The sequence below is a fragment of the Candidatus Zixiibacteriota bacterium genome (genome assembly GCA_029860345.1).
Taxonomy (GTDB): Bacteria; Zixibacteria; MSB-5A5; order GN15; family FEB-12; genus JAJRTA01.
On sequence record JAOUBJ010000013.1, the window covers coordinates 1 to 23,577 of the forward strand.

At 54.5% G+C, this 23,577-nt stretch carries 20 protein-coding genes; 16 read left to right on the forward strand and 4 right to left on the reverse strand.

The genetic code is table 11. The features are described 5' to 3' along the window. Positions 1-1,230 precede the first annotated feature (1,230 nt). The 4 genes from OEV49_12865 (at position 1,231) to OEV49_12880 (ending at position 5,068) form a co-directional block, all read left to right on the forward strand. Positions 1,231-1,527 (forward strand): cell division protein ZapA, encoded by a 297-nt coding sequence (locus tag OEV49_12865; GenBank protein MDH3891965.1) that lies wholly within the window; start codon positions 1,231-1,233, stop codon positions 1,525-1,527. A gap of 116 nt (positions 1,528-1,643) precedes the next feature. Next, entirely contained in the window at positions 1,644-3,209 is a 1,566-nt protein-coding gene (gene rny / locus OEV49_12870) for a ribonuclease Y (protein MDH3891966.1), read from the forward strand. Positions 3,210-3,343: 134 nt separating this feature from the next. Beyond that, positions 3,344-4,171: a TIGR00282 family metallophosphoesterase gene (locus OEV49_12875; GenBank protein ID MDH3891967.1), complete on the forward strand. Its 828-nt coding sequence runs from the start codon at positions 3,344-3,346 to the stop codon at positions 4,169-4,171. Further along, complete coding sequence (locus OEV49_12880) at positions 4,172-5,068, forward strand: bifunctional 5,10-methylene-tetrahydrofolate dehydrogenase/5,10-methylene-tetrahydrofolate cyclohydrolase (GenBank protein MDH3891968.1); 897 nt, start codon at positions 4,172-4,174, stop codon at positions 5,066-5,068. A 250-nt stretch (positions 5,069-5,318) separates the two neighbouring features. Here the strand turns inward: OEV49_12880 and OEV49_12885 are convergent, their stop codons facing one another. From OEV49_12885 to OEV49_12900, 4 genes are all read right to left on the reverse strand, one after another. Next, a complete protein-coding gene (locus tag OEV49_12885) occupies positions 5,319-5,579 on the reverse strand; it encodes a hypothetical protein (GenBank protein MDH3891969.1) in 261 nt (86 codons plus the stop codon). 473 nt (positions 5,580-6,052) lie between these two features. Next, positions 6,053-6,310: a hypothetical protein gene (locus OEV49_12890; protein MDH3891970.1), complete on the reverse strand. Its 258-nt coding sequence runs from the start codon at positions 6,308-6,310 to the stop codon at positions 6,053-6,055. Between the two features lie 90 nt (positions 6,311-6,400). Then, complete coding sequence (locus OEV49_12895; GenBank protein MDH3891971.1) at positions 6,401-6,658, reverse strand: hypothetical protein; 258 nt, start codon at positions 6,656-6,658, stop codon at positions 6,401-6,403. A gap of 32 nt (positions 6,659-6,690) precedes the next feature. Continuing rightward, positions 6,691-7,293: a hypothetical protein gene (locus OEV49_12900; GenBank protein ID MDH3891972.1), complete on the reverse strand. Its 603-nt coding sequence runs from the start codon at positions 7,291-7,293 to the stop codon at positions 6,691-6,693. Between the two features lie 935 nt (positions 7,294-8,228). Here OEV49_12900 and OEV49_12905 point away from each other — a divergent pair. From OEV49_12905 to OEV49_12960, 12 genes are all read left to right on the forward strand, one after another. After that, entirely contained in the window at positions 8,229-10,139 is a 1,911-nt protein-coding gene (locus OEV49_12905; protein ID MDH3891973.1) for a hypothetical protein, read from the forward strand. A gap of 160 nt (positions 10,140-10,299) precedes the next feature. Next, positions 10,300-12,351, forward strand: coding sequence for a SpoIIE family protein phosphatase (locus OEV49_12910; GenBank protein MDH3891974.1), 2,052 nt, complete (start codon positions 10,300-10,302; stop codon positions 12,349-12,351). Between the two features lie 122 nt (positions 12,352-12,473). Then, positions 12,474-12,863, forward strand: coding sequence for an STAS domain-containing protein (locus tag OEV49_12915; protein MDH3891975.1), 390 nt, complete (start codon positions 12,474-12,476; stop codon positions 12,861-12,863). A 329-nt stretch (positions 12,864-13,192) separates the two neighbouring features. Further along, complete coding sequence (locus OEV49_12920; protein MDH3891976.1) at positions 13,193-14,824, forward strand: GGDEF domain-containing protein; 1,632 nt, start codon at positions 13,193-13,195, stop codon at positions 14,822-14,824. 477 nt (positions 14,825-15,301) lie between these two features. After that, complete coding sequence (locus OEV49_12925) at positions 15,302-16,264, forward strand: polysaccharide biosynthesis/export family protein (GenBank protein ID MDH3891977.1); 963 nt, start codon at positions 15,302-15,304, stop codon at positions 16,262-16,264. Between the two features lie 18 nt (positions 16,265-16,282). Next, positions 16,283-17,782: a Wzz/FepE/Etk N-terminal domain-containing protein gene (locus tag OEV49_12930; GenBank protein MDH3891978.1), complete on the forward strand. Its 1,500-nt coding sequence runs from the start codon at positions 16,283-16,285 to the stop codon at positions 17,780-17,782. A gap of 5 nt (positions 17,783-17,787) precedes the next feature. Continuing rightward, entirely contained in the window at positions 17,788-18,909 is a 1,122-nt protein-coding gene (locus OEV49_12935) for a tetratricopeptide repeat protein (GenBank protein MDH3891979.1), read from the forward strand. A 4-nt stretch (positions 18,910-18,913) separates the two neighbouring features. Then, the gene (locus tag OEV49_12940) at positions 18,914-19,717 is read left to right on the forward strand and encodes a CpsD/CapB family tyrosine-protein kinase (protein MDH3891980.1); all 804 of its coding nucleotides are present in this window, start codon (positions 18,914-18,916) and stop codon (positions 19,715-19,717) included. A 13-nt stretch (positions 19,718-19,730) separates the two neighbouring features. Then, positions 19,731-20,597, forward strand: coding sequence for a polysaccharide deacetylase family protein (locus OEV49_12945; protein MDH3891981.1), 867 nt, complete (start codon positions 19,731-19,733; stop codon positions 20,595-20,597). Positions 20,598-21,276: 679 nt separating this feature from the next. Further along, a complete protein-coding gene (locus OEV49_12950; protein MDH3891982.1) occupies positions 21,277-21,984 on the forward strand; it encodes a hypothetical protein in 708 nt (235 codons plus the stop codon). A gap of 100 nt (positions 21,985-22,084) precedes the next feature. Then, positions 22,085-22,450 carry a LapA family protein gene (locus OEV49_12955; protein MDH3891983.1) on the forward strand — a complete coding sequence of 122 codons (366 nt, stop codon included), beginning with the start codon at positions 22,085-22,087 and terminating at the stop codon, positions 22,448-22,450. 15 nt (positions 22,451-22,465) lie between these two features. Then, positions 22,466-23,569 (forward strand): tetratricopeptide repeat protein, encoded by a 1,104-nt coding sequence (locus tag OEV49_12960; GenBank protein ID MDH3891984.1) that lies wholly within the window; start codon positions 22,466-22,468, stop codon positions 23,567-23,569. The last annotated feature ends 8 nt before the right edge of the window (positions 23,570-23,577 follow it).

Genomic DNA, 23,577 nt, shown 5'->3' on the forward strand with positions numbered 1-23,577 from the left:
TCACTCGTTCATTCATAGGACAGGTCTCTTTCCAGGGCACGAATCACCTCCTTGTCGATTCATACCCAATGTAACCTGTTACCTATGTCTCCGGTTTAATCTGTTACCTATCTGCCCGGTTCATACCTCGGCGGAGCCACCCCTCTCAAGAGGGGACAGGCAAGCCTGTTCCTCGCGCTTCACGGTCATGAATGGCTTTCGGCGCTTCCCGCATCCCCCTGTCATTCCCGCGTCCCGCTGTCATTCCCGCATCCCCCTGTCATTCCCGCATCTCCCTGACATTCCCGCGCAGGCGGGAAAACATCTTTCTGATAATGTGCACGGCAGATGTCCACATCTGCCGCTTTTTTGCGCCCGAAACTGTTCAGCAGGGTCCTGGTCCGCCGCGGCGGAGTGTGACCCTGCTGGTCGCCAAGGCGCAGGGTCTCACTCGCCTGCGGCGAGAAGGACCCCGCGCAACATCAAGGAGGCATCCAACCTCATGCTGAGCGGAGTCGAAGCATGAACTTTTGGGTGGCACCCTCAAAGCTGCTTTGGGGGTGATTCCTGCTACAGGTCCCAAACAGGATTTGAGACGGCCACCCGACCGAAGTGGCGGGTTCACGCCGCGGCGCGCAGGCGAAGACGGACCCCGCCCTACAAAAGAAGATGGATGCCGGATCAAGGTCCGGCATGACAGAGGGGCGGCGCTTCACAGGCAGGTGTCGGGCGGGGTCGCCGCGACACCACACGACAATCCGTCCCAAACAGGATTTGAGACGGCCACCCGACCGAAGTGGCGGGTTCACACCGCGGCGCGCAGGCGAAGACGGACCCGCCCTACAAGAGAAGATGGATGCCGGATCAAGGTCCGGCATGACAGAGGGGCGGCGCTTCACAGGCAGGTGTCGGGCGGGGTCGCCGCGTTACCACGAAACGGTTGGATGTCCACAGTCTGTCCCAAACAAGGTTTGAGACGGCCACAAGTGGCTTCCGCCAAACGCCCACAGAATTCATGCTTCGACTCCGCTCAGCATGAGGTTGTGTCAGGACCGCAACGGGTCCTGACCTACTGTTAAGAGTGTTACTCAGGTCAAGGCCACCCGGCCCTTCGACTCCGCTCGGGGTGACTGAAGAGAGGATCAAGGCCCAAACCAAATTTTATCTTGACGTTTGCCAGATCGGGGGGTAATATGTTGAAAATAGGTAGGATAGTAAATACGACCGGATTGGGTCAAATTCGGGTTGAAGATGTCTGATACTCTCGCTGAGAACAAAGTAGTAGTGAATATATTCGGAGAAGATTACCCCATGACCGGGGTGACTGATCCATCCTACATATCCCGGGTGGCCGATTTTGTGGATGCCAGGATGAAAGCCGCGGCCGGCGACAGTCGAGTACGAAGTCGCGACCGTATAGCCATTCTGGCCGCTATGTCGCTGGCCTCTGAATTGATGGAAGCCAAAGAGCGACTTGACGGTAGCCAGGGTGAGTTGAACTCTCAAGCAGACGGTATTCTCGCACGCCTCGAAAGCGAACTATCTTAAGAGGTGTTGTCCGCATTCTTCTGTCCGCTCGGTTAGCTCCAATCCGACTCAGTTTTTCTATCCCCACTGCTTTAACATAGATAATTCGTCCGGACTCTTTCGGACGGGAGGATGGAATGAACGAGACTATAATCTTCGTTGCCATTGCCGTAGTTGTTGCGGTCGTCTCTTATTTTGTGACGCGCGCCCTGGCGCGCCGTGCCCTGGAGCAGAAGTTCACCGAGTCCAAGGCGGAGGCGGAGCGAATCGTCAGCGATTCGGAGAACGAAGCCAAGATAAAGCGACGCGAGGCAGCTTTAGAAGCCAAGGAGGAGTGGCTAAAGCGCAAGGGCGAGTTTGATCGTGATGCCGAGACCAAACGGCGTGAATTGGAAGAACTGCAAAAGGCCTACGATGAGCAGCAAGCCGCCCTGGTCAAAAAAGTCGATGTTCTCGATCAGCGGGAGAGAGAACTTCACAACCGAGAAAAGGGAATCCACACTCGCGAAAAGGGGATCGGTCTGCGCGAGTCTGAGTTGGATCAGATAATCTCGACTCAAAACGAAAAGCTGCAGAAGATTGCCCAGATGACCCCGGAAGAGGCCAAAAAGCAGCTTATGAACAACATGATCAACGCAGCCAAAGTGGAAGCAGCTGCGCACATAAAAGAGATCAAGGAAAAGGCCGAAAGAGAAGCGGATAAAGAAGCCAAAGAGATCATCCTGTCGGCCATTTATCGCTGTGCCGCCGATCATACGGTGGAGTCAACAGTGTCGGTGGTCAGCCTGCCCAGCGATGAAATGAAAGGTCGTATCATCGGGCGCGAAGGTCGCAACATTCGCTCGTTTGAAACCGCTACCGGTATCGATGTAATCGTCGACGACACACCGGAAGCGGTGATTTTGTCGGGGCACGATCCGGTGCGGCGTGAAATAGGTCGCATGGCCCTGGAGAAATTAATAAGCGACGGTCGCATCCATCCCACTCGTATCGAAGAAGTCGTGGAGAAGGCCGAAAAGGAGATGGAAGTAATCGTTCGCGAAGCCGGCGAGCAAGCCTGTTTCGAACTTGGTGTCCACGGATTGCACCCGGATATTATGCAGCAGTTAGGCAAGCTGAATTTCCGCACATCCTACGGCCAGAATGTGCTGGCCCACGTTAAAGAAGTCTCTATGCTCTGCGGCCTGATGGCTGCCGAGTTGGAACTGGACGCCGTGCTTGGCAAACGTTGCGGTTTGCTTCATGACGTCGGTAAGGCGATCGATCGTGAAACCGAGGGGACCCACACACAAATCGGCGCCGATTACATGCGTCGCTACAATGAAAACGACATAGTCGTCAACGCCGTCGAAGCCCATCACGGTGACATTGCGCCTATAAGCCCCTATCCTATCTTGGTCCAGGCCGCCGATGCCATCTCCGGTGCTCGACCGGGTGCCCGACGAGAACCGTTGGAAGCCTATATCAAGCGACTCCAGCAATTGGAGGAACTGGCCGACAGTTTTATGGGCGTGTCCAAGGCGTATGCTATTCAGGCCGGACGCGAGGTGCGAGTGATTGTCGAGCATGAGACACTCGACGATCTGGCCTCAAGCATCCTGGCCGGCGACATTGCCGGTAAGATCGAAAGCGAAATGCAGTATCCCGGACAAATCAAGGTGACGGTTATCAGGGAGCGACGCTCGACCGAATTCGCCAAGTAGTTCTTTTTTGTTCGGAACAGTTGCGGCAAGGGTGGAGTTTTATTAAACTCCACCCTTAACTGTTACGGCTGACCGGCCAAGGGTGGAAGCCGGCGGTCCGATGGGAATCCAATCCACCTTAGAAAGTTTTCAAGATGTCTCTCTTTACTATCCTGTACATCGCCGATGTCTGCGGCAAGGCGGGGCGCCAGGCTTGTGCGCACATGATCAAACCGCTTCGGGCCAAGTATGACGTTGACTATGTGGTAGCCAATGTCGAAAACGCCGCCGGCGGATTCGGCATAACTCCTGAAATGTCGATTAAGGCGTTCAGCTATGGCATCGACATGCAGGTTTCAGGCAACCATATCTGGGACCGCGTGGCCATTCTCGAATACTTCGAACGTTCGCCCAAGCTGCTCAGACCGGCCAACTATCCGTTGGGAGCGCCCGGTCGTGGGTCCTATGTCGACAGTGTCGGCGATGTGAAAGTAGGTGTCATCAACCTTCAGGGCCGGACTTACATGAAGGAGATCGACTGCCCGTTTCAGGTTGGTCGCCGTGAAGTTGAATCGGTCTCCAAGCAAACTGCCGTCATTCTGGTCGACTTCCATGCCGAGGCAACCTCAGAAAAGCAGGCCATGGCCTATTACCTAAACGGCAAGGTCTCGGCCGTTATCGGTTCGCACACGCATGTCCAAACGGTCGATGATCACATCACTTTGCGTGGTACCGCCTACCTTACCGATGCCGGCATGACCGGCCCACATGACTCTATCATTGGTATGGAAAAAGGACCGGCCCTCGGCCGCTTCCTCACCGGGATGCCCAAACGCTTCACGACCGCAACCGATGATATCAAACTGTCGGGCGCGGTGGTCCGAGTCGATCCGGAGACAGGGCGGGCTGAACATTTTGAGCGGCTTCGACTGGACTTCGATATTACGAAATTCAAACCGGAAGATATCCAGCAGGACGTATAAATGAGTAGTTCAACTATGGCAGCGCAAATCATTGATGGTAAGGAGGTTGCAAAATCCGTCCGTAAGGCTCTAAAAGGCCGAATCAGAGTCCTGGCCGAACAGGGAGTGCAGCCCGGTCTGGCCGCGGTACTGGTAGGTGACGATCCTGCGTCGGCCACTTATGTCCACAGCAAAGCTAAAGCCTGCGAAAAACTCAAACTGTATTCACGCGTCATTGTCAAAGCGGCCGATACGACGCAAGCGGAGTTGCTTCAGATTGTCAACGACCTGAATGCTGATGCAAAAATCCACGGCATACTGGTGCAGTCGCCGTTGCCGTCGCATATCGACGAACTGGCCATCACTTTGGCTATCAGTCCGGACAAGGATGTCGACGGTTTTCATCCGCACAATGTCGGTCTTGTGCTGTTGGGTCGTCCGAGTTTGCTGCCATGCACGCCGTTTGGGATTGTCAAGCTGCTGGAACATTACCAGCTCGATCCGGCCGGTAAGGAAGTGGTCATCGTGGGACGTTCGAACATAGTCGGCAAACCGGTGGCGGCGATGCTTCTGCAAAAGGGACCGATGGCCAACGCCACGGTAACGGTTGCCCATTCGCGCTCGGTCGATCTGCCTTCGATTACACGTCGTGCCGACATCGTAATCGCTGCCGTTGGACGCCCGGACACTATCACCGCCGATATGATTAAGGACCAGGCGGTGGTGATCGACGTCGGTGTCAATCGCGTCGATGCGCCTGACACCGAGAAGGGTTATCGATTGGTGGGGGATGTCGATTTCGAAGGTTGTGCGGCCAGAGCAAGCTGGATCACACCGGTGCCGGGGGGGGTTGGTCGGATGACGATTGCCATGTTGATGGTCAACACCGTCACGGCGGCTGAGTTGTTGTCGTTGTAGGGTGATAAATCACCCATAAATGGGCTTCATGCGCTACGCGCATCACTCATGTCATGCCGAGCGGAGTCGAGGGGTGCTTCTTCTCTTCGTAGGTCAGGCCCCTTGCGGTCCTGACGGCATTGGCGGGTCCGGAGACGGACCCACCCTACTGGAAGGTCGAAACGCTAGGCCCGAAGGGGTCGTCCTGAGCGCAGTCGAAGGACGAGGTTCCGACAATTTCCGAATCGGAAAATTACCTCGCCCTACGATGCTAGCTAGAACTGAGAACGGTTTGGATTAGAGAGGGAAAGACGCTATAGAGATTCTGAGCATTATCCAAATCGCGGTGTGAGGTATCATCGTGATGGCTGGGCAGCTCGACGGAAGGTTGAATGAAATCCAAAGCTGCCTGTAAATCGGTCGGGTAATAGCGGACTGTACATTCCGTTAAATCGACGGCGCCTATAAGGGCCAGGACTGTTACCGCTATCACCATCTTTTTTGGCACAGTTTTTCTCTCTTTGTCTTGCATATAAAATCTCCTTTAGGTAAAATTTATTAGTTTTCCTCGGTAGCCTTAATTTTGCGACCAAGGTTTGGATTTGCAATGTTCTAAGTTATAGCCCGCACACTAGTTATAACAATATTTATTGCCCAAAAGTTCCCTCGGCGGAAAAAAGTCCACAGTTTCTTTTGTGAAATGCATGGCGGTCAGTTGCTCTGTAAATGTCAGAAAGCGGCGGCAGGTCACACGAATCCACTGACGCAGATTCGCAAGACCCGCCGCAACGCTCACATTTCATGCTTCGACTTCGTTCAGCATGAGGTGGGTGGCGCGCCTGGCGCGAAGAAGTGATTTATCACCGCGAGGCGCGGGATGTCGGAACCACAAGGGGTTCCGACCTACGGTTTAACATTCAGCATGATGATCGACGAGACAAACATGACCCACCGGCCGGTGGTGAAACTTACTTGAGAGTTATGAGCAAGTGCTCATCAGATTTACTAACACTCTTCTTCCAGCCAACAGCCAAAAACGTTGAAATCGCAGACTTCGTGGCACACAGGCGGGGCTGACAGGCAGATGCCATACTCTATGTAATCACGCTGGCAGCCGCCCAGATCAATGCAGCACCAGAACGCCATGCACGGCGAACCGCCGCATTCATTGGCGACCGCCTGATCAGGCGTCACGGCAAAAACGCCCAGACCAAGCAACAGCGATAATGCGAGAATGGTCATGTAGAGCTTGCAGTCTCTCATCCTTGTACCTCCTTGTCTATCGAACATTGTAACCGACCGGCCGGCGATCACGTTTAGTATCCAGCTATTTCTCTATGTTCAACAATCCAATTAACACTCCTCCGGGAACCAGCAACCCATGAAATCGAAGTCGCAAACCTCCGAACACGAGGGTGGCGCGACCAGGCAGATTCCATATTCGAGGTATCCGGCAGAGCACTGGCCCTGATCCTGGCAGCAGTAATAGGCACGGCATGGAAATCCACCGCACTCGTTGGAGACCGCCTGATCAGGCGTGACAGCGAAAACGGCCAATCCCAACAACACTGAAAATGCGAGAATGGTCATGTAGAGTTTACAGTCTCTCATCGTTTTACCTCCTTGTGTAACCGCAGTTTGACTCACCGGCCGGCGTTTGTTAACAGTTCGAAGATCTGATAGTCCAAAGTTCCGCCAAAGCCAAGCTGTATGTGCTGCACAAAGCCCTGGTTGTCGACTACTACCGTGGTCGGCGCCAGTACCACGTTGTAGGTGTCACTTAGCAGCGTCTGACTATACTTGACCACGCGCTTGCCCTCCATTATCAGCGCATAAGCATAATCTGGGTCATCCTGGGTATCCGGCCAGCAGATAACGAGTTGTCCGTTGGGTATCATCATCGGGTCGACTTTCTCGACCCAGAACTTGAGCAGGTTGTAGCACGGTTCGCATCCGGGTGCGGCAAATACGAACGCGGTCGGTCGGCCGTCTATGACCTCGCTGAAGTTGACCGTGTCTCCTGCCATGCTGACACAGTTGACCGGGGGGAACAAATCTCCCGCTTGAAACGCCGGTTGTACCCGTGGGTCGGGTTCGATCTCCATCTCCCAATCGGCGGGGATACGCTGTTGGGGGCTGGTGCCGGTCAGAGCGTATCCGAGGTAGATTCCTCCGGCCACCCCGACGAAGCCCAGAATGGAGCCGATGATTATTTTGGCGTAGACTGAAGATAGGATGCCGGACATTGTGAACCTCCTCATGCTTGTATTAGCCGAGATTTCCCAAGTCTCTTCGAATTATCAATAATCTTATCGCATCCCATGGTGGCATGTTCCATGAGCACAAAATGACAGTGTTTTGCAATCGTTGATTCTCCTAAAGCTGTTTTGGGCATACCCGAGCGATCTGTCCCCATAGCGGACGACGACAAGAGACCCGTGCAGTCCTTTCCATACGCCGTATGATAACGCATCTTATTCCCAGACCCTGATTCAGATAGAAGATACCCAACAGTGAAAGGATAGGTATAGAAGACACTTTTGTCAATATAAAAGACCCGAACGTCCGAGCCGCCATGAGATAAGAATCCCTGCCCCCCAGGTGTAGGGCGAGGTCGCCCAACACCACCCGGCGGCAGATGTGGACATCTGCTGGGCACTGATAGTGTGATGTGGGTGGCACCCTCAAAGCCGCTTTGGGGGTGACTTGCTTATTCTCCGGCCCAAACAAGGTTTGAGCCGGCCACCCGTCGATGCGTTCTTGTCATTCCCGCGCAGGCGGGAATCTATCTCTTCTTGTTTTCTAGCGGGAAGTTCCGCCCCAAACAAGGTTTGAGCCGGCCACCCGACAGCGTCTGGCTCAGAGGGAGCAAGGTGTCGGGCGAGGTCGCCCAACACCACCCGGCGGCAGATGTGGACATCTGCCGGGCACTGAACCCGGCGGCAGATGTGGACATCTGCCGGGCACTGAAACTCGATCCGGCAGCCCAGTTTGGTAACGAAGACTGGATTCTGGCCTTCGCCAGAATGACAGAGTAAAGACAAATCTAATAGCACCCATTTTAATGGCACCCAAAAATCTCGCACTATCTTGGCTGGAGAGTTTGCGTTTCGCTGAAAAGTGCCTATATTGGCTGCATTGCCGGGTCCACAAGACGTTGGGTGTTCAACGAGGTTTTTTTATGTCCTACAAATCTCCGGTTTGGTTATTGATGACGATAGTGCTGCTTGGCTTATCGAGTCTGTCAGTGTCGGCCAATGACGATAGTCTGTTCGTGCCGTCGTTGGGTGCTCGATCTCAAGGTATGGGTGGCACCGGAGTGGCGTCCACTTACGATCTGTCGCCCGCATTTGGCAACCCGGCCTTGTTGGCGCTCGGTTCTCCCTGGAACACCGCCCTGAGTTTCCGCCACCCGTCCCGGAGAGTTCAGGACTTTTCGCTCTACGCCAACGGACAGTGCCCGCGCAAAGAATACACTTGGGGTGTGGGTCTGGATGCCGTCAAGGCCAGTCGCCGGATGTGGCCGGGTCGCACGTCGGCCGTGCGCAACTGGCGTATCCAGGGAACAATGGCGGTAGCCCGTCGAGTCTATGATGAGTTAGTGGCTGGCATCGCGCTAAAACCGGCGCGATGGCGGCTATACGGCGAGAAAAGCACATCGCTTGAAGCCGATCTGGGTCTGGCCTATCCCACCCGCTGGCGTGATGTCGATTTCGTCGTCGGCGCCGTGGTCCGTGACCTCCTGGGTTCAGAGGTGACTCGTCGTGATCACGACACGGCTCTGGATGTGTCGGCGTTGTTGGGCGTAGCTGGTCGTTATTTCGCCGACGATTCGCTTTGGGAGTTCTCGGCGGCGGTCAATCTGGAAGCCGTGGAGCGCGACTTTGTGGCCGATCCACAGGGGCGCTTTCGTATCGGCGGTGAGGCGGCCACGCATCGATGGGAGGGGTATCGGCTGGCTGGACGACTGGGCCATGATGGTGAGCATTTCACCTTTGGTCTTGGTTTTGGCTGGCGCTTTCTCAAAGTCGATTGGGCCAAGACAGCCTGGACCAAGTGGGAACATGGGCAAAACCTGACCGTTTCGATCGACCCTCTGGGCGCTCGGGAGTACTTGTATGAACTCTTTGGCGAAAAAGCACCGCTTGTGAATTGGCGTGATTCTATAGGTGTCTACCGCCTCGAACAGTTTACACACTACGACTCCAGCGCCAAGGCAAGTTCGGATGCCGCTTACTACGATACCACGCAATACGACGAGACCCGGATTCTTTACCACAACGCCCGAGTATTTGCCGACGACGACGACCAGATAGCCCGGGCCGATAGAGGCATCGCTAATTCTGAAGAAGCTTTGGATCGCTGGAAGTTCGTGGCCGACTCACTTATTCGTGAGACACACCTGGACAGTTTATTGAAGGCGGAGCGCAACCTTACTGACTCCCAACATCGAGAGTTACTCAGTCGGGCTGATACATGTTTCAGACATCGTGACTACATTTGTGCACTGGAACTTATCGACATGGTGTTGGCCAAAGACTCAGCGAATCCGGAAGCGCTGTCTCTCCGAAGTGATGTCGAACAGGGGCGTGAGCTGGAAATCGTCTTTAGCCTCGTGCTGGCCGATACGGCCGAACGGGAGAATCTTCTGGGACGAGCGCTTGAAGCCTACGTGCATATTCTGTATTTGGATTCGCTGCATGAAGATGGTCAGACGGGGAAAGAGCGGGTGGAAGAAAGGTTGGCAATTCGGCGCTTTGTCGATCGGGCCGTGCGCGCATACCAGGCCGGCCAAATGGCCAAAGCCTCCATGGCCTTCGACTCGGCGGCGGCCCTTGATCCCAACTTGAAAGGGCTGCAAAACATCCTCTCCGGATTCAACACGAATGCGGCCGACACTACGTCGTTGGACGTTATTCGAGCAGATACTTCGGCCTATCGGCTCTATGAACAAGGTCTGGAATTCAACCGGAACCAGGAATACGAAAAGGCCATCGAGGTTTTCAACAAGGTTCTCAAGAAGTATCCGAATAGCCCCGCCGTCACCAAAGAACGTGACCAGGCCCTATTGATGTTGCAGCAAGCGGGTTAGCGTCGATTTCCAGAGCATTTGTCGTCGGTCAGACCAGTCTCGGACCAGCCGGTTGAGAGGCTTGACCAGGTGGTGGGAGACCCATTACACCCTGAAAAACCCGGATATGATTGCGTAGTTTTTAGTAGAAGTTTATGCCTTACGGAGTTAGGTTTCAGCCATGTTTAAGCGCCCCGTGAAAGAGATTAGCGCCGAGTTTTCGGCTGAAGAGAGATTCCTTCCCAGTATTCAGCGGACGGTGCGCGAAAGTTGTATCGTTGCCGGACTCAGGCGCAAGGAAGTCTCGGCGGTACTCCTGGCGACCGAGGAAGCGGCCACCAACATAATCAGACATGCCTATCTCTACGAAAAAGGGGTGCTCAGGCTGCGGATTGTCATTTACCGCAAACTGGTCGTTCTCTCGCTGATCGATTTCGGACGGTCGTTCACACCGGACGCAACGGGAACGCTGGACCTCAAGCGACTGATCGAGTCGGGGCGCAAAGGCGGGCTCGGTTTCTACATGATCCAGAAAATCATGGATTCGGTCGAGTATATATCCTCGGCCGGGCGCAACGAACTGAGAATGATCAAGCGTATCACTTCGCGTCCTATCGAAAGCCGTCCTTTTCTCAGACGCATGTCGACGCTAAGGGTCAAGTTTTCCTTCTGGACTTTTATGATTATGGCTGTGATCATCGCCGGGAGTTTCTATTACCTTGACCGCCGCACCTCCGGCCAATTGTATGACCGTCTCGACGAAACGGTGTTGGCTCTGACCAAGACGATCACCGACCAGGCGGCCGGACATCTCTTGCGTAGTCGGTCGACGACCGAATTCGATGAACTGGTTCTAAGCTACACGCGGGCTAATCCGGAGTTGCTGCAGGTGGTCCTGGTAGACTCAGGCGGGCTGGTTATGGCTCACTCCGACAACATCCGCAACATTCGCAAACCCTACCAGCCGCCCGATGATGTAGGCAAGGTTGTTCTGGGGCACCCTTTCAGGTATGTGCAGGACGGTCAGGAACTCAACTTTCTGGCGCAACCGATTGAACGGAACGACCGTCATCTGGGCGATGCTTTTGTCGTCTATTCGTCCGAACCGATCAGTGAGCCGCTTAGACAAGCCCGTGAACGCGTTATAAAGCTGACCGCGTTGCTCTTGCTGTTCGGCGTGCTGGGCATTTACATGCTCTCGAACTACTTTGTTCGGCCAATAGTGCAGATCACGCGACGGGTACGCGGGTTCACATCGGGCGACCTGGAGTCGGAACTGCCGCTTGAGGGGGCCGAAGAATTTTTTGAGATTTCCCGTGCTTTCAATGAAATGATGACTCGCCTGCGTCAGGATCGAGAGAACATCGTGGCCCGTGAGAAGATGGCTAAGGAGATCGAACTCGCTTCTCAGATACAGCAGACTCTCATGCCGACTCGTCTGCCAAACCTGTCGGGCCTGGACCTGGATGCGTTCTACCGAGCGGCTTCAATTGTCGGTGGCGATCTCTACGATGTTTTCGAGATTACACCCGAGCGTTACTGTCTGGTCGTGGCCGATGTTTCCGGCAAGGGAGTGCCGGCCTCGCTGGTCATGTCCATGCTGCGCACGGTGATCCAGATAAGCGCTGCCGGCGCCGTCAGTGCCGCCGACACACTGGTAAAAGTGAACGAGTATCTATGCAATAATATGCCGCCCGGAATGTTCATCACGGTTATGCTGGTTTTTTATGATGCGGACGAGCGCAAAATCGACATCGTGTCAGCTGGGCACAACCCCATGCTATATTACCATGCTCAGACCGGACATGTCGACCGGATCAATCCAAGTGGTCTGCCGTTGGGCGTTCCGGTACTGATAGACGGGGACTTCGGCGATCGACTTGAACAAGTCAGCCTGACCCTTGAAGCCGACGATTGCTTTCTCATGTACACCGACGGCATCACCGAGGCGTCCGACCGACAAGGCACTCAATTCGGCCTGGACCGACTGTCTGGCCTGCTGGCTGACCGCCTGAGTGCCGGAGGATCGATCAAGGCGGCGCAGGTTGCCGACGCGATAGTTGCTCAGCTTGATGATTTCGCCGGGTTCGATAAGCAAACCGACGATATAACGTTCATAGTAGCCCGGGCTACCACCGGGGCCGAGGTTCAGCCGGGCGGTGAAACGGCGGATTTGATCTCGGTTGACCATCCGGCCGAGACGACAAATCGCGAATGGACGGAGGGACATTAGTTCATGACACCCGGACAAGTCTGTCGAGTTTTGACCCAGCGTCTGTTTTTAGTTGCGACGCTAACGAATGAAACGTTTATTTCGTGCAAAGGTCGCCAGAGTTTTGGTATGAACGGACGGTCATGGAAGCATTAGCCATCTCATTGTCGGAAGGAAGCACACAGGTCGCATCGGAAGTGCGAGTTGATGGTGTTATCGACACGGCTACGGCCTCGCAGCTTGAGGAAGTCTTCGAGTCGTTGCTCAAGCGTGGGCGTTACCGGATCGTTGTGGACCTGGCCGGTGTGGACTATATCTCATCGGCCGGATGGGGTATCTTTATCGCAAACATCCGTGATGTCCGGGCCAACGACGGTGATATCAAGTTGGCCAATATGATCCCCAGTGTATATGAGATCTATGACTTGCTCGAGTTCGATAATGTGTTGCGCGCATACAATTCGGTAGAGGATGCCCGGCTCGATTTCGGCGAAACGATATCCGCCGAGTCAAAAAAAAAAGTCCCACGCTGACCCGCGTGACGCTTGAGGATCACTTCAGCAGTATCGATCAGCCAGGTGTTGCCGGTGTCGGATCGGACGGCCATCTCTACCACGACACCGGACTCGAAAGTGAACTATTCAGATTAGTGAGGGAGGACCCGTTTGCTTCGATTCGGGAAATGTCGCAGGAGCTTAGGCGAAGGTCGGAGTTTCGCCGGGTCGGTTGGTGGCAGGTGTTCAAGATTCTCCGAAGCCATCGACTTCTGACGAGGCGCCGGCGATTCAGATTCATGCGCGGTCGCTGACCGCGTTTGTAGTTGACGCATGGATCGACGTTTCTATATTATTAGAACGAAGTTATGACCATCGAACAGTCTTTCATAGTCGTTCTGGCCTTTTTGGCCATCCTGTTGGCTCTTTTGTTGGTCCAACGGATCACGGGCGAGTCGCGACGCACCGCGGCGCTAAGAAGACTCGACATGGAGGACTTCGACCAGCTTCTCAGAACCAACGCCCGCCAGGGAGTGATTTCTAACGTGGGTTCCAGAGTTTCGAATCTACTCAAAGGAACCTTCGGCTGCTCACGAATACTATTCCTGCGTAAAAAAAGAGGACAGCTAAGGCTGAATTACAGCCATGGCTTGGACCAGAGTGATGCGTCCGGGTTTCGCCTTCCGGCCTCCAGCGAGCTGGATGAAAAACTCCGCGAGGAGTATATGCTCAGGAATCTCTCGCAGCTAAAACCATCACTGCCCAGCGACTACTACGAACGATTGGTTCAACTCGGGATCGATTCGTTCTTCCCCATTTTCTGGCGGGATAATCTGTACGGTGTCTACTTTATATGCAGCACGCTGGAAACCCGTGAGCGCTCGTTTCGTACCCTGGTAGCTTCTTTGGGGCAAGTGTTGTCGGCGGCCTACCATGTCAAGTGGCACGAGTCTCGTCATGATGAACTACGCAAGAAACTGGATGTAGCTTCAGATAAACCGGATCAACCTCGTTCGGTCGATCTGGATTCCTTAATGGGGTTGATTCGCCATCGCAAGGCAGGCACTATGGTCAGTCGGATTTTTGAAGTGCTGACGGTAGACGTCGGGTGGACCCGGGCTGCATTCTTCCACCGCCTCAACAGCCAATCTCAGTGGGAACTTGATACCCACGAGATCAGCCCGACCTTCCTGAGCGGCCATGCCGACGAGCTCAGTTTTATGGTCGGCCAACTGTCTGATATCCACCTGACAGGTCCGGCCGAGTTGAAAACCGAGCATGGACAGATGGCTGCATTGGCAACTGCTCTTGAGGAAAGCGGGTTGGAGCATGTGATGGTCTATTCGGTTTCGTCGGGGCGTGACGGTGTGCTGGCCTGGAGCGGTGGGGGAGACCCGGTCGATGTAAGCGGCCGTCTGGAAACTCTGAGATCGCACTTGCATGACCTCATCGACAATGCCGAGTCGTTCGAACGCATCGAGGGATTGTCATACACCGACAACCTCACCGGCCTGGCCAACCAGCGTTACTTTCTCAAACGGCTGGATGAGGAAATCTCACGTGCCGAGCGTTACGGCCGCCACCTGGCTTTCATCCTCTTTGATCTTGACGAGCTTAAGGCAACCAACGACACCTACGGCCACTTGGCCGGTGACGACATCCTAAGGCAGCTTGGTGAGATCCTTCGTAACAGCATTCGGTCAATCGACGTTGTTGCGCGCTATGGCGGCGATGAATTCTGCGTCATTATGCCCGAGGCCGATCAAGAGACTTGCCGAAGGTTCATGCGGCGTCTTCAGGCGACCATTGCCGGTACCGATTTTCAAATCGAGCACATTGACGAGCCGATCAAGTGTACGGTATCGTTGGGTGGCTCCATTTTCCCGGATCATGGTAAGGACTCGCGTGGATTGATTCATGCGGCCGACATGGCTTTGCTTCGGGCCAAAGAGAGCGGTCGCAACCGCTCGTTGATTTTCGAGTTGGAACCCGGGGTCTGACAGGCAAGCCTGTTTCTCGCGCTTCGCGCGGACGCTCCAATTCAGACAAGAATGGTGTCACAAGGCGCGGAGCGCAAAGGGTGATTCATCACGACCAAGCAAGGCTTGAGGGTGCCACCCTCTGGAAGGCGTAATGGCACGTTCCTCCGGTTCCTGCGTTCGCCGAAGGCGAGTGTGTGCACCGGAGGTTTCAAAGGCTGGTTTCACACAACGCATCAGCGAGAATCGCAGGGTCACAACCACGCCTAAGGCGTGGTCAGGACCCTGCGAAACCACTTTTGTATCCTGCCATTGGTGCTGGAGCCACCGATGCGCGCAATCGAAACATTTTCAACGTTCTTCAGGCGTCGAATCAGCCTCATTTAATGCTTTACAGGGAGCGGTGGGGTCGTTTAATTCATAAAATAACGGTGGAATATGCCGATTTTACTATAAGCTATTCTAAGGATGGAACTTATGCGAAACCATGAAGGTTTAATGACCAGAATGATTCTCCTTATAGTCATGTTGCTGCTGTCGGCCGGTGCTGCCACGACTTCGGCGGCGGAATACAGAGTTGGACCAGAGGATGTGTTGCAGATAAAGTTCTGGCAGGAACCGACCCTCAATTCCCAAGTGCGCGTCAACCAGGAAGGTAAGATCGTCCTGGACATAATCGGCGAGGTGGAAGCGGCCGGACTCCGTATTCAGGACCTGCAGATGGAAATCGTCAACCGCATGTCGCGGCTTAACCGACTCATCTCGCAAGCCACGGTGCAGGTGACCGAGTTCAACTATCAGCATGTCTTTGTTTATGGACAGGTGAGCAATCCCGGCAAGAAGACTTTTGAGGAAATCCCCGACTTGCTGGCTATCCTGAACGAAGCCGGTTGGATTACCGCCACCGGTGACCTCAGCAGAGTCAGCATTATTCATGGCGGTGAGCGAGCCGGGCAGGTTGAAGTGGTGGATGTTGCCGGGGCGATGGCCAACGGCACCGTCGATCAGCTGCCGAAATTGCTGCGCACCGATGCCATCGATGTTCCCAGCATGCCGGTGGGTATCCCACCACCCGATCTGGGACGATTGACCGCGCGAAAGAACGTCATATATGTGCTGGGCGCTGTCAATACCCCCGGGCCGATTCGTTTTGAAGAAAACATTGATGTCATGGAAGCGTTGGCTCTGGCCGGGGGACACACCGGGGAAGCCGATCTCAGACGTGCTCAGATAGTCAGCAAGGACGGATACTACGGCCAGACGATGCAAATAGACCTGGAGAAATACGCAACCACCGGAACACCGGCCCGTCATTTAATGCACAAAGAAGATGTCTGTGTTGTGCCGTTTCGTAAGCAGGGTTTCATGGGTCGTAACCTGGGGACGATTGTGACCATTCTCGGCGCGGCCACATCGGCGGTATTGTTGTACGAAAACCTGAAACCGGAACCGACGCAATAGAGCATCGAGTGGAGCCGGATGGAACGTAAAGAAGAAAAATCGGTCGACATCAGAGAGCTTCTGGCGGTCGTACTGAAGCGCAAGTGGCTGGTCGTCATTCCATTGATTCTGGCCACGGCGGCCGGTTACGGCACTACGTTCCTGCTGACGCCTGAGTATCGGTCATCGACCATCATCTGGATTGACCGACCTAACAATGTCTCTCGTGAATTGGTCAGCATTATCGGCCGTGAGGCCAACCCGCGCATGAGCGGCGATGATCGGCGTCGTCAACTGCAGTCACTGCAAAACGAATTGACATCGCAAGCCTATCTGTACCAACTGATCCGTGATCTCAAACTTGATGTCAATCCGGAGATCAGTCGTCAGGCGGCTCGGATGCGGGAGGGAAATCCTGGTCAGAGCCTGGAGCAGCTGAAGTTCCATCTGCTTTTGGAGAAGCTTCGGGGCCAGATCGGAGTAGCCTTTGTCGGGGCCGATCAGATTAAAATCACCGTGGAATCGGTCGACCCGGTCGAAGCCAGGAACATGGTGCGGAGGCTGACAGAAATTCTCGAACAGGAAAAAACGAAATACGAGTTGGAGAAGATTCTCGACAATCAGTCGTTTGCCGATTTGCAACTGGAGCGCACCGAGTGGGAGTATCAGCAAGCGGTGGATTCGCTCACCGCCGCCCGGGTGCTTCTGACCCAGGTTCAGTTGCCGGAGAATATTTCATCGCAGCAAAACCTCCGCGAGGTGCGCTCCGATGTCGAGCGACTCGACCTTGAGTCCACCAACGCAGCCTCGGAGCTCCGTTCGCTTGTGTCGCAACTGGAGAGCTATGACCTGGACAAGTCCAGACTGGAGTACACCGACACTCTGGTGGAACTGCGCGCCGAGATCGACGGCCAGGTGGCGACCTTTGCGGGGCTGATGGAGAAATACGCCTGGGATGAACAGACGGTGGTCAGCGCCAATATCAGATTGAACGACAATGCCGGTTTTTTGCAACGCGAGTTGGCCGCCGCCGTCGACCGACAGTTTGCATCTTTTCCTGATAACCATCGTGATCTCCTGGCCAGATACTTTTTTGTTCGCGAGAACCTCGACATTCTTAACTCCCGGCAGAGCCAGTTGCAGCTTGCCCTTGACCAGATCGATACTCGGCTCAGCGAAATCCCTCGCCTTGAGGCCCAGATAACCGAACTGGAGCGCAAGGCAACCGATGCCCGCCGTTACCGCGACGCTTTCCGCTCGGAGGAAACGACCGTGGAGATCCTGTCGGAACGGGCCAAAGATCGCACCAAGTACAAAATCGTGGAACCGGCCCGCGTACCGCTGGCGCCGTTCTGGCCGGACAGGAAGCAGATTTTGGTGATGGCTTTCCTGCTTGGGTTGGTGATAGGCGGCGGGGCTGTCTTCCTGGCCGAGGTGCTTGATAACTCTTTCAAAGAAGCCGATGCAGTGGAAGAACTCCTGGGTCTGCCGGTATTGGCGGCCATACCCAAAATAGAAAAACTACCTCGTATACGGTGAGGCTTATGGAAACTTATCGACTGAAAAGCAAACTGGTCGAAAACAACAAAGAGTTCATCATTCAAACATCCAACGACTCCGATCCCGGACTTGTTTCAACGGTTGTTTATGTCGATGGTGATCCCACCGGAACTGTCCAGAGCTTGCACCCCTCCGATGTAAGTTCGGAAGAGGTCCTGGCCCTCGTCAAAACCAAGCATGAGGAGATGAAAAAGGAAGTCGAGACTCTCCTGGAAGCCTACCGGGTGGTGCGGTCGGACGGGGACAGTCTGAAACTCCATCATCTGGGCATGGCTTTTTATTACAAGCAGTTTTACAATGAAGCACGGGAGCTGTTCGAGCATGCGGTACGACTGGACCCACAGATGCATCAGACCTACAATCAACTGGGTCTGACCTATCAGGCACTGGGACAACTGCCCGAGGCAACCCAGGCAGCTTCTACTGCCGTCGAGGCTCAACCGGGATTTGCCGACTATCGCAACAATCTGGGCGCTGCTTTTCTGGCGGTTTGTTCATATAAGCGGGCGGTGATTGAGTTGGAAGAAGCCATCAGGATTAATCTGTACTACTCAGAAGCCTATTTCAACTTAGGACTGGCCCTGATCCGAAATGCACTGGGCGGCGATGATACCAGTTTGTTCGAGAATGTGCTCACCAAGTCTACCGACTATTTCAAACGAGCCGCTCTTATCCAGCCTGATCACGAGACAGATGCTTTTCGCCGAGGGCTGGAGGCGATCGCCGAGTCCGACCTCCAAAGCGCCAATGCCTTGCTGACTTCGGTACAGCAAACCAGGAAAGAACGACATCGTCAGGATTTCACTACTTTCTACATGCGGTATGTAATGTACCCGGAGTGGGTTTCCGAGGAGGCGGTTGTCGACCGCATTGCTTTCCTGCAAGGAGAACTGGACAAAAATCCCTCGTATGTCGACCTCTACTCCGAGTTGGGGCGCTGCTATTTCGAGCAATCACGTCTCGCTTGGCAAAAAGGGCTTGAGCAATACCGGCGCGTCGTAGAAATGAACCCTTCGCTGTCCAAGGTTGCTTCCGATCTCGACGAGACCACTTCGCAATACCAAGAGATATGCAGTCTGCTCAGCCGAATAATGCGGAGATCATGACATCATGAGGCCGAAGCGACTCTCAGTAATTGACAACTTTCGGCTGGAAGCACCCTTTGCGACCGAGTTCCGTCGGCTGCTGCACAAGCTACAACAGTTCGAACGACCGACCGAGTTGAAGTCTCTGCTCATTACTTCCGCAATGCTGTCTGAGGGCAAGTCAACGGTCTGTGCCTATCTCGGTATCACCGCCGCCGTCCACAAGGGCATGAAGACACTGATTGTCGATTGCGACCTGAGACGACCGACCATGCACAAGATGTTTGTCCTGGGTCGCAAGCATGGGATGACTGAAATCCTGCAGGAAGGGTTCAGCCCCCGTGATGCCGTCAAGAAGACTTCGGTAGACAAACTCGATATTATTACGTGCGGTGAGTTCCACGCCGAGCCGACCGAACTGTTCGATGTCGAGGCGATCGGAACTCTCGTGGATGACATGAAGTTCTACTATGATCTCATCCTGGTCGATGCTGCGCCGGCTCTGCCGGTTTCCGACCCCATGCTGTTGGCGCCCAAACTCGACGGCGCTCTGCTGATCGTAAAGGCCGGCGCCACTCAAAAAGAAATCGTCCTGCGCGCGCTGGATATCGTTGATCCGTTAAGACAACGGTTCCTTGGTGTGGTCCTCAACAACATGAATAACACCCTGCCCTATTATCACGATTACCGGTACTACGGATACGAGTACCGCACACGCAAGACTCAGGAGAAGATTGTGGAGCAGGCCCGAGACCGGCGCGGACGAAAGAAGAATCCCAGCGGAGAGGCCGACGCTCCGACGGATACCTCCCGGTCGCATCAAAAGTAAGCAAGGCGCCGCCATGGTCACTGATCTCAATCTGCTCACTGTAGACCTTGAGGAATGGTTCGTGGTGGAGGCTTTGGCCGGTCGACACACCTACGAAGACTGGGAACGACTACCCTCCACAGTTGAAAAGAACTGCTTGCGTCTGCTGGAATTGTTCCGGCGGCACGACGTTCAGGCTACTTTCTTCGTTCTCGGATACGTTGCACAACAGTATCCGAACCTGATTGAGACCATCCACACGGCCGGTCATGAAGTTGCGTGTCATAGTTTTTTTCATCGTCGGGTCGACAGCCTCGACCGCGAAGAGTTCAGACTAGATACCAGACGTGCCATGAATGCTATCACCAAGGCGTGCGGTGTGCGACCGCTGGGCTACCGTGCGCCCAGTTGGTCGATCAACGACTCGACCGGTTGGGCTTTCGAGGTGTTGTCCGATCTCGGTTTTGAGTACGATAGTTCGATTTTTCCCATCAAACACGACTTGTACGGGATGCCCAAAGGACCCCGCGAGATGTTTCGCATGAAATTTGACTCGGGACGCTTCCTTTATGAAGTCCCGGCCTCGACATATCGGGTGGCCTGGTTCAACCTGCCCATCGCCGGTGGTGGCTACCTTCGCCACTGTCCTTACTGGTACTCAAGTCGGATTATCCGCAAATTGAATCGAGCCGGGCGACCGGCCGTGGTTTACGTCCATCCCTGGGAGATCGATCCCGACCCGCCGGCCATCGAGGGCTTGTCCAAACTGCAGAGGCTGCGCACTTACGGTTCAACTTCCATCCTTCTGGCCAAATTGGAAAGGCTGTTGACTGATTTCAGATTCTCAACGGTGATGCATTATATCCAGCGGCGCCGACAACAACAGATCGGTTTTCGGTGACGGGCACGGCTGCAAAAGGGCGCATCGCAAAAGGCACGGCTTGACCGTGTCACCCTTCGACTTCGCTCAGGGTGAGGTTGTGTTGTGCTCAGGTCACGGCTGCAAAAGGGCGCATCGCAAAAGGCACGGCTTGACCGTGTCACCCTTCGACTTCGCTCAGGGTGAGGTTGTGTTGTGCTCAGGTCACGGCTGCAAAAGGGCGATGCGCGAAAGAGTGATTTATCACCCGCCCGCCGCAAAGCCTCTGGGTGGGGTACCGGACGCGGCGGGAGCGCAGGGTCTCATCCCGCGTTTCGCGGGAAAGGACCCAGCGCAACGGAGGGGAACAACCAGCCGGGCAAATAGTGCATTGTCATGCCGGCGCAGGCCAGCATCCTGTCATAGAATACAGACCCGGATTCCGACCTTGGCCGGAGTGACATGCAGATAGATAGGTTGGATTGTCTTGGACAAGGTCTACTTCGCGCGTGGTGTTGGGCGACCCGGCCCGACACCTGCCGCCCAATCCTATGGCCGCCCGGCGAGTCGCCTGATAGCATCAGTGCAGCTGTGACTTCAAAAGCATGGTGCTCGATGCCCCGAACGCCCAACTTTTTGCATTATTTCCTTGACTATCAACGTATAAGAGTAAAATTTATAGGCAGACATGACTGAGTTTGCTGACAGGAGGTAAATAGAGATGAAGAGACTGGTAATAGTTGCTCTGCTGCTTTTGGTGTGTGTCCCTCAGGGCTTCGCAAGGCGCAAAAAGGCCAAGGCCGGCAAGATTGAAAACGGCGTTTTCACCGACAAAGAATACGGTTTTCAGATGACCCTGCCTGAGAACTGGAAAACGAAAACCGGTGATCAGAAGGGCCATTTCAGACTCACTCTGGTTCAGAAAAACTACGAGGTGCCGCCGGATTACCAGGACGCTCCGGACTACACTCAGGTCCCGCGCATAGTCGTGTGGGCCGACACAACTACGCTTGGCGCTGCGGCGTTCATTGATTCGTTGGTCAGCAATACATTCAAGTCGGACCAGAAAAAGGAAGTGTTCAAGGAGTTTGACTTGCTGAATGAAGCCTCCGCCGGTTCCGGCACCTATAGGGACCCGGTCGTTCAGAAAGGACGCAAGACGATCAAGATCGACGGCGCCAAAGGTTTGCGCTATAGTGGTCGCGCCACCTACATGAAAGAAGTGGCCCTCTCGGCCTCATCGACCGGCGGCGGCAAGCGTGTCCGGGGAGCCTACGGGGGCACCGTGGTGGCCTTGAAGCAGGGAAATACGGTTGTTGTATTCCACATGATGTGTGAGTGGAATTACTACAAAGGTATCGACCAGATGATGATGAACATGGTGAATGCTCTTACGTGGGCCGGATCGGACGACGAGAGCAAAAGTTAAGTTACAGTATGATCAGAGATTTCTGATCAACGGGTTCAGCACTCGCCATGGAGTGGCGAAGTGAGATGGTTATAGACAACTAGATCGTGATGGAGGTCCTATGTGGGCTGTCAGGGCGATATTGATTGTAGCATTGGTTTTGTGTGTAGTTGCATTCGCGTACTATAACACTAACTCGCAGCAGCTTGTTGAAGTCAACCTAATATGGGCTCAATATGTTGACGTCCCGTTAATCACGGTCGTGTTTTGGTCGTTCGTGCCGGGTGTTCTGGTGTCGTTGTTTGTGTTCATGTCGGTGTTTATCAAACAGTCGGTCCAATTGCGCGCGTCCAAGCGGCGGATCAAAGCGCTGGAGGGCGAGGTGACGGCTTTGCGAAATCGTCCGATTGAGGAGTCGGCCGAGTTGCTGGCCTCGTCAAACGTGAAACCGCCCGGCCAGGCTCCATTGTTCAAGGACGGCAACTAGCGCCGGTGGTGGATGATGCTGGAATATGTAATTGTCTTTGTAGTCCTTTTGATCGCCTCGGCCGCGCTATATGTTCTCTACGATAGATTCGTGCGGCCGGCCGGTCCAACGGTCGCTTCGCTTTATGTGGAAGCGTTGCAGGACCTTCTTGATGGCCGTGCGGAAACGGCCTTTACCAAACTTCGCCAGGTGGTCGCCGAAGATTCCTCAAACATTGAAGCCTACCTTTGGTTGGGGCAGATACTCAGAGATCACAAGCGGCCCGACCGCGCCCTTCAGGTTCACAAAGATCTCACCCTGCGCACCGACCTGACTGTCACCGAGAAGCAGTCTATTCTCAAACAATTGTCTCGCGATTATGCCGCCCTGGACGACGACGACATGGCTGAAGCAGCCTTGAAGGAACTCACCACCACCGAGCCTGCCGAGCGCTGGGCTTTCGATCAATTGCTCCAGATACAACAGAGGCAATCACGGTGGAGCGAGGCGTATGAGACGGCGGCGCGGATTCTCAAGATCGAAGCCAACAAATCAAAAAAACCTCTCGCTGTGTTCAAGTTTCAGCAGGGGTTGCAATTGAGCAAACAGAAAGAGCACCATAAGGCTCGCATTGTTTTCAAAGAGGCGCTTGGATTGGACCCTTCGTATGCCGCTGCTTATCTGGCTATCGGAGATTCGTATTGTGATGAAGAGCGTTTTGAGGATGCGGTCAATTTCTGGACTAAGCTGATCGAAGCAGTGCCGACCCAGGGTCACCGTGCCATCGAACGACTAAAAAAAGCGCTCTTCGATTTGGGACGCTTTGGCGATATCGCTCAGATTTGTGAGGACATCCTTAAACACTCTCCCAAAGACCTGAAGGCCCGGCTTTCGCTGGCTGAGTTCCATGAGAAAAAGGGTGACATGGAACTGGCTCAGGAATTACTCACGCAAATCGTTGAGGACGAACCGGACAACCTGGAGGCGATCCTGGAGTTGATTCGGATCTACGGTGAACGAGGCGACAATAAAAAGCTCACCGAATTTCTCAGGCAGGTCCAGCTAAAACGAGAGAAACTTCGGAAGGGCTCCCCGGAATCGATTCCGGAAGAAGTTGTCGCAGTCACCAGTCAGAGTTGAAACTACCT

Coding starts and splice junctions, on each gene's coding strand:
- OEV49_12890 (MDH3891970.1), bottom strand. CDS start 6,310: ATGAGAGACTGCAAGCTCTACATGACCATTCTCGCATTATCGCTGTTG.
- OEV49_12885 (MDH3891969.1), bottom strand. CDS start 5,579: ATGCAAGACAAAGAGAGAAAAACTGTGCCAAAAAAGATGGTGATAGCG.
- OEV49_12880 (MDH3891968.1), top strand. CDS start 4,172: ATGAGTAGTTCAACTATGGCAGCGCAAATCATTGATGGTAAGGAGGTT.
- OEV49_12940 (MDH3891980.1), top strand. CDS start 18,914: ATGAGGCCGAAGCGACTCTCAGTAATTGACAACTTTCGGCTGGAAGCA.
- OEV49_12960 (MDH3891984.1), top strand. CDS start 22,466: ATGCTGGAATATGTAATTGTCTTTGTAGTCCTTTTGATCGCCTCGGCC.
- OEV49_12950 (MDH3891982.1), top strand. CDS start 21,277: ATGAAGAGACTGGTAATAGTTGCTCTGCTGCTTTTGGTGTGTGTCCCT.
- OEV49_12935 (MDH3891979.1), top strand. CDS start 17,788: ATGGAAACTTATCGACTGAAAAGCAAACTGGTCGAAAACAACAAAGAG.
- OEV49_12945 (MDH3891981.1), top strand. CDS start 19,731: ATGGTCACTGATCTCAATCTGCTCACTGTAGACCTTGAGGAATGGTTC.
- OEV49_12875 (MDH3891967.1), top strand. CDS start 3,344: ATGTCTCTCTTTACTATCCTGTACATCGCCGATGTCTGCGGCAAGGCG.
- OEV49_12905 (MDH3891973.1), top strand. CDS start 8,229: ATGTCCTACAAATCTCCGGTTTGGTTATTGATGACGATAGTGCTGCTT.
- OEV49_12955 (MDH3891983.1), top strand. CDS start 22,085: ATGTGGGCTGTCAGGGCGATATTGATTGTAGCATTGGTTTTGTGTGTA.
- OEV49_12925 (MDH3891977.1), top strand. CDS start 15,302: ATGACCAGAATGATTCTCCTTATAGTCATGTTGCTGCTGTCGGCCGGT.
- OEV49_12895 (MDH3891971.1), bottom strand. CDS start 6,658: ATGAGAGACTGTAAACTCTACATGACCATTCTCGCATTTTCAGTGTTG.
- OEV49_12915 (MDH3891975.1), top strand. CDS start 12,474: ATGGAAGCATTAGCCATCTCATTGTCGGAAGGAAGCACACAGGTCGCA.
- OEV49_12900 (MDH3891972.1), bottom strand. CDS start 7,293: ATGTCCGGCATCCTATCTTCAGTCTACGCCAAAATAATCATCGGCTCC.
- rny (MDH3891966.1), top strand. CDS start 1,644: ATGAACGAGACTATAATCTTCGTTGCCATTGCCGTAGTTGTTGCGGTC.
- OEV49_12910 (MDH3891974.1), top strand. CDS start 10,300: ATGTTTAAGCGCCCCGTGAAAGAGATTAGCGCCGAGTTTTCGGCTGAA.
- OEV49_12865 (MDH3891965.1), top strand. CDS start 1,231: ATGTCTGATACTCTCGCTGAGAACAAAGTAGTAGTGAATATATTCGGA.
- OEV49_12920 (MDH3891976.1), top strand. CDS start 13,193: ATGACCATCGAACAGTCTTTCATAGTCGTTCTGGCCTTTTTGGCCATC.
- OEV49_12930 (MDH3891978.1), top strand. CDS start 16,283: ATGGAACGTAAAGAAGAAAAATCGGTCGACATCAGAGAGCTTCTGGCG.